We start from the raw sequence: 8,253 nt of genomic DNA on the forward strand, positions 1-8,253 counted from the left end.
TTCGGAAGTCCGCGATTTAGGCGCCTTGGGTTTAGACGCCTGGGGCTTAGAAGTCTGCGCGCGCGAAGTTTGGGATTGGGGTCGAGGGATTTCGCATCCCGGAAGGCGGAATCCAGAGGTTTTGCGCTGAAGGTTCTGCTGGCGGTGATCACCGGGCTCGTCGGTGGGGCGCTGCTGCACCTGATCATCGTGCTGGCGCTGCCCGATTTCAGCGAGCGCGACGCCTATACGCGGGTGCTGGCGGAAGGCGAGATCTATCGTTTCTACCGGCTGGGGGAGAAGCCGGACCGGGCCGGGCTTTCCAAGGACGATCCGTTCGTCGATGCGACGGTCTGCGCCTTCGATATCTCGGAGGGGCCGGTGAGGCTGACGGCCGCCAATGGCGGCGTGCCCTTCTGGTCGCTCGGCGTCTACGACCAGTCGTCCAACGAGGTGTTCAGCATCAATGATCGGACGTCGGCCGGCGGCGTGCTGGATGTGGTGATCGCGTCGCCGATGCAGCTGACGGCATTGCGCAAGGCGCTGCCGCAGGCGGTTTCGCAGTCGATCCTAGTGGAAGCACGGGCGGAGGAGGGATATGTGGTCTTGAGAAGTCTCGTCCCGCAACCGAGCTTTGCGGGTATCGTGTCGCAATTCCTGAACCAGGCTACCTGCGCGCCCTTCGAATGGCGCTCCCGAAGCCGGTTCTGATCTCCGTTTGCCGACTATTCGGCACGCACCGCGTGGTTTTCAGCCTTGCGGTCGCCAAAATCCTCGAAACGTTCGTATCGCACGCCGGTGAACAGCAGAACCTGTCCGGCGTTGTCGCTTTCGCCGATCCTGATCTGCGGCCGGCGCGCATGCTCGCTGCGCCATCTGTTCAGTATTACGATCTCTGCCATGCTCGTCTCCGTTTAAGGAATTCGAGACGGATGAAGACGGACCGATCTCACCCTGCCCTCTCCAAGGGCCTGACGCTTCCCGAGACAGAAGTCCGGGCATCCGCGCCTTTCTCGCCTGTGCGCCTTGTTCGAAAGCGCAACGACATTTCGACATGAACGGCCGGTTCCGCCTGAACCGGCCGTTATCGGGAAGGTCCCAGGGACGCGGGGCCATCCGGCATTTGAAACGCGGCAAATACGCGCCGGTTACCCCTGGATTCAGCCAGACCACCGTTAACAATGTATTACTGCTAATATAGCACTTGCTACCGGTACATGTCTGTTGTCCGACCCCAAAACGCAGAAGCGTCGGTTTGGTTCGCAGCCTTTGAAGGCGTCGATCGGAACTGCGATTTCCTGGCAAAACAGCGCGACTGCAAGAAATTACCGGCGTATCGAAACGAACCATTTTTACAGACCGTTAACCCTCCAAGAGTTAGCATCCGGTTAAACCAAGGCGACCCCATTCTGCAGATGTTCTCACAGCTGCGTGAGCGGACGGCGCGCCACCGGGAGTTTCCCAGGCAAGGTACGATGAGAACGCCAGGCGAGCTTTTCCGGCACACCTGATCGGCGTTCGGCACTCCGGATTTGTTTTGCGTTGATTGCGAGTTTGCCAGTGACGAATGAGTTTCGAGACCTTGAAAGGCCCCAGGCCATGCGTAAAAAGGATGTGGTGCTGATGGCCACCGTGACGAGCTTCGAAAGTCTTCCGTACCCTTCGCGGTCGGAACTTCGACAGTTCGCCGAGCTCTTCGCCCCCCTGTTTTCCGCATCGTCCGAAGAGGCCCGCCGCGATGCGGTCGCAGCGCTCTCGCAATGCAAGACCGTGCCGCCGGCCGTCGCCTTCTTCATCGCCAGCCAGCCGATCGCGGTTGCAGCCCCTTTCCTCACCTCCTCGACCTGCCTTTCCGACGATGCGCTGATCGCCATCGCCCGCACCCAAGGGGAAGCGCATGCCCGCGCCATCGTGCGCCGCGAGGCGCTGTCGCCGACGGTGATCGATGCGCTGGTGGGCTTGCGCCACGACCGCACCAAGCGCAGCGATGCGCCCGAAAACCTCGGAGCGCTCCTGCCGCTGAGGCCGACCCCGGAAATGATCGACGAGGCAGAACGCAACACGCGCGAGGAACTGCTGCGCAACCGCATCAAGGCGCTCGCCGGCCATGTCGACCGGCCCGCCGCAGACCGGCTGGGCTTGCGCAATCTATCGCCGATCCAGGAGGCGCTGCTCGTCCGCTTCGCCCGCAACCGCGAGACCGGGTTGTTTGCGACCGTGCTTGCCGACACGCTTTCCGCCAGCCACTGGCTTTCGGAGCGGATCATGCTCGACATTTCCGGCCAGCAGCTCGCGGCGACGCTGAAGGGCCTGGCGATGGAGACGGACGATGCGCTGTTCATCCTGCAGCGGCTCTACGACCATCTGGGTGCGGAACAGGACGGGGTGACACGCGCCACCGCGCTCTGGGATGCGCTCGACGAGGACGAATGCGGCAAACGCGTCGAGGCCTGGCGCCGCGCCGACAGCTACACCTATCCGGAACAGCAGCATCAGCCGATGTTCGCCGACAACCGCGCGGAAGATAGCCGCCAGCCGCGGGTGATCCGTACCACCGCCAGCGCCCGCAAGCCGCTCAACGGCCTTTACCGGGCGCGGTGACCGGTCAGATCGCTTTCACCACTTCAAACAGATCGGCGACGTCGTCGATCTCCAATTCCAGCAGCCAGAGATCCGGATCAAAGCGCATTTCGCGCGACAGCATCTCGCGGACGGCTTCCGGCTCGGCCCGTTCCGCCCTCACCTCGAATTTGCGCCCGCCATCGTCCTCACCGAAGAAGTTCTGCGGGGCCGGCGCGTAGAGCGTTTCCAGTCCGTCGCGAAAACGCTGGCGGATGAAGATCGCGCCCGCCGCCTCCGCACCCTTCTTTTCGACAGCGGCAAAACCGCCAAGCCCGAAGACGCGGCGGATCATGGCGGAGACGACGATTTCGGATTTCAGGCGCATGGCCCCTCATACGGTGCTTCGGGACCGGGCGCAAACCTGCCTCGCGCCAATTTTATCCGGATATAACTATTGCCATAATATTACCCGGATGATATTAGCTGCACTTCCATCAAGGAAGGCACGGGACATGAACACCATCGACAGGAAAGCGGCGATCTCCGCCTACAAGGAACGCAAGGCTCCGGCCGGCATCTATGCCATCCGTTTTGCACCCATGGGGCAGCGATGGATCGGCCGCTCCGGAGACCTCGACAAGATCCAGAACCGCATCTGGTTCACGCTCCGGCACGGCAGCCATGTGAGCAAGAGCCTGCAGGCGGCCTGGAATGCCAACCGGCCGGAGGATTTCGCGATCGAGCGGCTGGAGGAGATCGACGAGGAGCTGACCGGTTACCTGCGTGACCGGACGCTGAAGGACCGACATCTGCACTGGGCCTGGGAGCTCGGCGCCGAGGCGGTCTGAGCCCTTCCACGGGAACCAGGCAACGGAAGTCCCTGAGAAGAAACGGAAAATCGCGCTGCCGCGCCCTTTCCTTTCGCCCACTGCACCATATTTACACAGGCGGTGTCGTACGGCACTGTCATGAAAAGGAGTTTGGGGCTTGGCTACTTCCGCATTGATCAGCATTCTGATCACCTTCCTGGTGATCGTCCTGGTTCTCTATCTCGTCGCGCGCCTGCCGATCGATGGCCGCGCGAAGCAGATCGCGCAGATCATCATCATCATCATCGGCATCATTTCGCTGCTGAAATATCTCGCCGTTTTCTAAAGGCAGAGATGCGCCCGGCCATGCCGGGCGCCATCCAACCGGTGCGATGAGGATCACGCCGTCATTGCATTTGTACGCCGGTATTCCTGCGTCACCCCGCCGAAACCCCAGGCGTCGGCCTCGACCTCGCGGACGATGACATAGGTGGCGGGCGGTATCTCGCCGAGGCTCTTTTTCAAAAGCGCGTCCATCGCCTCGATGAAACGCTTCTTCTCCTCGGCCGTATTGGTACCGAGCGTAACATTGGCCTCCACATGCGCGGCCACTTCCAGCGGTTCGCCGCCGACGGTCCAGCCGGAAAGATCGACCTCCTCCACCAGGACCGCGGTGACCTCGCGGCGCTTGCGCATGATCGTGTTCATCAGCACCGTGGTTTCCTGCTGAAGCCGGCGCCTGGCTTCCGGTTCGATGCTTTTGCCGGCGATGATGACGTGAACGAAGGGCATGACGTTCTCCTTTTCGGATTTCTGTTGACGCCGCTATCTTCTCCCCGCACAATCGTTTTGAAAATCGCGAAGTTTTAAACAAACTCTTTTGCAGAACTCAACGATCATGCTGCCCATCAACCTCGATATCGACACGTTGAGAAGTTTTGCCCTCGGCCTGGAACTCGGCAGTTTCGCCAAGGCCGCCGACCGGCTCGGCCGCTCCCCTTCGGCGATCAGCCTGCAATTGAAGAAGCTCGAGGAACAGGTGGGCGAAACCCTGCTGCAGAAGCAGGGCCGTGGGCTTGTGCTGACCGAAGCAGGCGAAATCCTGCTTGGTTATGCCAGGCGCATCCTGGAACTCAACGACGAGGCGCGGGCGGCGGTGCGCGGCGTCGGCAAGCTCGAAGGCTGGGTCAGGATCGGCGTGCCGCAGGATTTCGCCGAAACCTGGCTTCCCGACCTGCTCGGCCGCTTTTCAAAAGTCCATCCGAAGGTGCGGGTCGAGGCGCGCGTCGACCGAGGTGTCGCGATGGTACAGGCGATCGACAAGGGCGAACTCGACGTGGCGCTGACCTGGGGCACGCTCGCCAGCCCGCGGGCGCAGATCGTCGCAAGGCGCGACATCGCCTGGATCGGCCCGGATGGTTTCCGGCATATGCCCGGAGACGCACTTGCGATCGTCGCCTTCGATCCGCCCTGCGCCTTCCGCAAGGCCGCCATCGATGCGCTCGATCGGAACGGCATCGCCTGGCGCCACGCGTTCGCCAGCCCGAGCCTTGCCGGCCTCTGGGCCGCGGTCACCGCAGGGCTTGGCGTCACCCCCCGGATCGTCGAGGGCAAACCGGCGCAGCTTGCCGCGCTTGATGCGAAAGACGCGGGCCTGCCCGATCTCGGCGCGATCGAGCTTGCGCTGCACGTCGCCGAAACCCGCCTCGCCCCACCTGCCGAAGAGCTGAAACGGCTGGTGCTGGAAGCGGTGGCGATGCGTTGAGCGGCGAGCTCTCGCCGCTGGAAACATAGAACATTCGGGAATGTGGCAAAACGAGGCGGCATATGTCCGGCAGTCGGCAGCAAACGCCGCCAGGCGTGGGGCTACCGTGGCGACTTTGCGCCAGAAGCGGACACAGCGTCGGCTTAGTCGAGTGACCAAATTTGGGGCCGGAAGCTGACCGACGGCTCAAAGCTGAGGCACCTCAAGAGCGTCAACATCTGCTCTTGTAGCTACTCGACGATCTTCCAATAGGAATCTTTGCGGACCACCTGACCATTCCGGAATGTATAAAGATCGCAACCTTGGACTTCCGTCTTTGTCCCATTGACCGACGTACCCATGAGGGTCCATCTCGACATCCCAGTTCCGGATGCTTCATCAACGAAGTGCTCAGCGTTGTTGTAGGTAACGTCAGGCAGGCCCTGAAAGCGCGACGCCAGAGCCTCTCGCACCTTGGTCTTGCCTTTCAAGCGAGACCCCCATGGATCGCGCCCGCGTGGCATCTCCAATATGCAGTCTTCAGCGAAGTAGGTCATGATCAGATCGAGATCATGAGCGTTGAAGGCATCGCACAGATCCCTCAGCCGTCGAAGCAAGTTCATCACGGTCTCCATCAGTAGGGAAAGCGAGGTCGCGATCCTACCATGTTTCCTCCCGTTTTGCAGGAGGTGCATTACTGCGCGGGCAATGGGTGAAGACCCAATTTGAAAAGATGCGACGGAACTGGTCCAGACACACCACCTCGATGCTTGCCCCAGCAGCATTTCGGACGAAAGAGACTATGTCTTGCCCAGATGCTTCGGCCAGAATTCGTGATGAACTTTGGCGGCTTCGTCTTCTAGGTTCGCCGGGCTCAGTGACCAATCGGACCGGCAGCTTTCAAGACATCGCAAGATCGGGTTGAATGACCGCAATGAGGGGGCAAAGCAGCCCTTCAGAGATTGAGCGCGGCCGCCCTACAGCGCGCCGATCGACTTCAGCTTCTTCAACACCAGTTCGTCGGACTCCCCGGTTTCGGGCAGGCGGTAGTGGCGCTGGAAGCGGCGTCATTAAAAGGAGTTTGGGCTTCGCTACTTGCGCATTGAGCTGATATCTCGCCGTTTTCTGAGGCGATTTCCTGCATATCGAGACATTGCCTTTCATCCTCTCTCCGTTCCGGCGGGGAGAGGCACTCCCTTGAGAAGGCGGCAAATGCCCGTGGGCTGTGGGGCGATCGCGGCGATTTCGCGTCAATTGCGGGCATCCCTCGAAGCATTCATGAAGGTCCGCTCCCGACCCCAGTTCCTGACGGTTGGAGCACTTCCGTCGCCGCTCGAAAGCTGCCGTTCGTCTAGGCAACCGCCAACCTTAAGGGCCCTCCTTTTTCTCGATACTGTTCTCGGACCCTTAAATTCGTTATTTCTCTGGAACGGGTGCTGTGCCCGATTCGGAGCAACATGGCCCTTGTCAGCCACATTATCGGAGACTGTCCCGGCTGTGGCGCCAAGCAGGCCTTTGGCAACGTGGATGTCTATTCCCGGTACGTGTACCGCGGGTGTGGACGTTGCCGGTACAATGAGAAAGTCTCGCTGCCTGAGGTGAAGAAGAAGGTCCTGTATCTGGACCAGTTCTTTTTTAGTCACGCCTTCCGCGCCAACGATCCCATATTTGTCGAGGCGGCCGAACGCATTTCCAACCTCACAGCCAACCAACAATTGGTTGTGCCGTTCTCTAGCATCCACGAGGACGAAACGCACATGTGGGAGCGGTACGCGGAACTGATGGAGTTCATCAAGCACACGTCACGCGGTCACGAATTCAAGCCCGCCTACCGTATTGAGAACGACCAGTTGCAGGCTGCCCTCCACGCTTGGCTCCACAACGAGCCGGTGGAGTTTGAGAAAGCTGACGCCATCAGCGACGACATCCATGTGTGGGATGGGTATTATAGAATTGACGTCGGCGGCTACAACCGCGACCGCGACGTTGTCCGAAAGGGAAAAACCGAAGCTATCGAAGGATTGATTGACCTTTTCCCGAACTGGCGAAACTCGACCAACACCTTCGAACAAGACAAAGGGTTGGAGCATGAAGCCGCCGCCAACGGCTACGTCAACTCCTACATAACCTACGCAAAGCGGATATTTTCGGGCGACTACACAGCCCTCTTGGACTCGCCCGTCATGTCCAAAGTGGTGCAGGTGATGCTGAGCCAGTTTCCCAAAGAAATGGACCACAAGGCTAAGCTAGAACGCATCGTTGAGTTCTATTCAACCGAACAGTTCCAGGCTGTCCCGATGCAGGACCTCAGGAGTCGGATGTTTGCCACACTGAAGATGCTAGTGGTTCAAGGAGCCTACCAGAACAGAGATGACGCTCTGAAGAGGCACTCCGGCTTCTATTACGACGTGGATCACATTTCGACCTATGCGCCCTATTGTGACGCTATTCTCATCGACGGGCCCATGCATGAAATCGTAGGCAGGCAGCAGGTGGACTTAGAAAAGCGTTACGGAGTGAAGGTATTCAGCCGCAGCAACTGGGACGAGATGCTGGCTTGGTTCGATGAAATCGAAGCGGAGATGACCGACGAGCACCGGCAGGCAATCGCCGTCGCGTATCCCTAGGCTCTCACCTTTGCCCCTTTGACTACGACAGACAAACCGCCTTTTATGGTGAAAACCGCTAACCGAGGGCCTGCCCAAGTAGCAAGGTGTTGAATGGCCGCTTCCTCGGAGTTAGCCGCCGAAACCTGCCTGTCCCCTTCACCCCATCTCAGACGAACCCAACTCAATCCTGCAATGACCGCTTCGGCCCAAAGCGTTCGTTGTTGCACTTGCCGTGCCAGCAAAAGAATATTCGGGACAGTGCGCCCCTACAGCGCGCCGATAGACTTCAGCTTCTTCAGCACCAGCTCGTCGGGCTCGCCGGTTTCCGGCAAGCGGTAATGGCGCTGGAAGCGGCGGATGGCGGCCTTGGTCTGGCTGCCGGCAACGCCGTCGACCTCGACATCCGCATAGGCGATGTTCGACAGGCCGCGCTGGATCTGCAGCACCAGGTTCGTGGGCTGAACCGGCGCGTTCGGCTTCTGGGAAACGGGCGTGGCCGCAGGCCTGCCGGAACTGGAGGCCCCGTTCGGGATATTGGCGGGCGGCGTCA

General features: G+C 60.2%; 11 protein-coding genes and 1 pseudogene. 6 read left to right on the plus strand and 6 right to left on the minus strand.

The window, feature by feature from the left end; translation table 11 throughout:
- Positions 1–75: 75 nt before the first annotated feature.
- Positions 76–690 carry a DUF1254 domain-containing protein gene (locus tag C5J24_RS30905; RefSeq protein ID WP_245446875.1) on the plus strand — a complete coding sequence of 205 codons (615 nt, stop codon included), beginning with the start codon at positions 76–78 and terminating at the stop codon, positions 688–690.
- 14 nt (positions 691–704) lie between these two features.
- Here the strand turns inward: C5J24_RS30905 and C5J24_RS32155 are convergent, their stop codons facing one another.
- Complete coding sequence (locus C5J24_RS32155; RefSeq protein WP_172724197.1) at positions 705–881, minus strand: hypothetical protein; 177 nt, start codon at positions 879–881, stop codon at positions 705–707.
- Positions 882–1,539: 658 nt separating this feature from the next.
- Here C5J24_RS32155 and C5J24_RS30910 point away from each other — a divergent pair.
- A complete protein-coding gene (locus C5J24_RS30910) occupies positions 1,540–2,580 on the plus strand; it encodes a DUF2336 domain-containing protein (protein ID WP_105423522.1) in 1,041 nt (346 codons plus the stop codon).
- A gap of 4 nt (positions 2,581–2,584) precedes the next feature.
- Here C5J24_RS30910 and C5J24_RS30915 read toward each other — a convergent pair whose 3' ends face one another.
- Complete coding sequence (locus C5J24_RS30915) at positions 2,585–2,926, minus strand: DUF1491 family protein (RefSeq protein WP_105423524.1); 342 nt, start codon at positions 2,924–2,926, stop codon at positions 2,585–2,587.
- Between the two features lie 127 nt (positions 2,927–3,053).
- Between C5J24_RS30915 and C5J24_RS30920 the strand changes: the two genes are divergently transcribed.
- Together C5J24_RS30920 and C5J24_RS30925 are read left to right on the plus strand one after the other, a co-directional pair.
- Complete coding sequence (locus tag C5J24_RS30920; protein WP_105405380.1) at positions 3,054–3,389, plus strand: GIY-YIG nuclease family protein; 336 nt, start codon at positions 3,054–3,056, stop codon at positions 3,387–3,389.
- A gap of 139 nt (positions 3,390–3,528) precedes the next feature.
- Positions 3,529–3,696 carry a Thivi_2564 family membrane protein gene (locus C5J24_RS30925; RefSeq protein WP_007772654.1) on the plus strand — a complete coding sequence of 56 codons (168 nt, stop codon included), beginning with the start codon at positions 3,529–3,531 and terminating at the stop codon, positions 3,694–3,696.
- Between the two features lie 53 nt (positions 3,697–3,749).
- On the opposite strand, the gene C5J24_RS30930 is transcribed toward C5J24_RS30925, so the two are convergent.
- A complete protein-coding gene (locus tag C5J24_RS30930) occupies positions 3,750–4,142 on the minus strand; it encodes a tautomerase family protein (RefSeq protein WP_105423526.1) in 393 nt (130 codons plus the stop codon).
- Positions 4,143–4,248: 106 nt separating this feature from the next.
- Between C5J24_RS30930 and C5J24_RS30935 the strand changes: the two genes are divergently transcribed.
- Complete coding sequence (locus tag C5J24_RS30935) at positions 4,249–5,115, plus strand: LysR substrate-binding domain-containing protein (RefSeq protein ID WP_105423528.1); 867 nt, start codon at positions 4,249–4,251, stop codon at positions 5,113–5,115.
- A gap of 230 nt (positions 5,116–5,345) precedes the next feature.
- On the opposite strand, the gene C5J24_RS30940 is transcribed toward C5J24_RS30935, so the two are convergent.
- Together C5J24_RS30940 and C5J24_RS32525 are read right to left on the minus strand one after the other, a co-directional pair.
- Positions 5,346–5,717: a nuclear transport factor 2 family protein gene (locus tag C5J24_RS30940; RefSeq protein ID WP_105423533.1), complete on the minus strand. Its 372-nt coding sequence runs from the start codon at positions 5,715–5,717 to the stop codon at positions 5,346–5,348.
- A 354-nt stretch (positions 5,718–6,071) separates the two neighbouring features.
- Positions 6,072–6,161 (minus strand): annotated as a pseudogene (locus C5J24_RS32525) (peptidoglycan-binding protein); the annotation flags it as partial.
- A 390-nt stretch (positions 6,162–6,551) separates the two neighbouring features.
- Here C5J24_RS32525 and C5J24_RS30955 point away from each other — a divergent pair.
- Positions 6,552–7,721, plus strand: coding sequence for a hypothetical protein (locus C5J24_RS30955; protein ID WP_105405382.1), 1,170 nt, complete (start codon positions 6,552–6,554; stop codon positions 7,719–7,721).
- Positions 7,722–7,969: 248 nt separating this feature from the next.
- Here C5J24_RS30955 and C5J24_RS30960 read toward each other — a convergent pair.
- On the minus strand, positions 7,970–8,253 hold a 284-nt coding region (locus C5J24_RS30960; protein ID WP_172724198.1), incomplete at its 5' end, for a peptidoglycan-binding domain-containing protein.

It is taken from the genome of Neorhizobium sp. T25_27 (assembly GCF_002968565.1).
Classification (GTDB): Bacteria; Pseudomonadota; Alphaproteobacteria; order Rhizobiales; family Rhizobiaceae; genus Neorhizobium; species Neorhizobium tomejilense.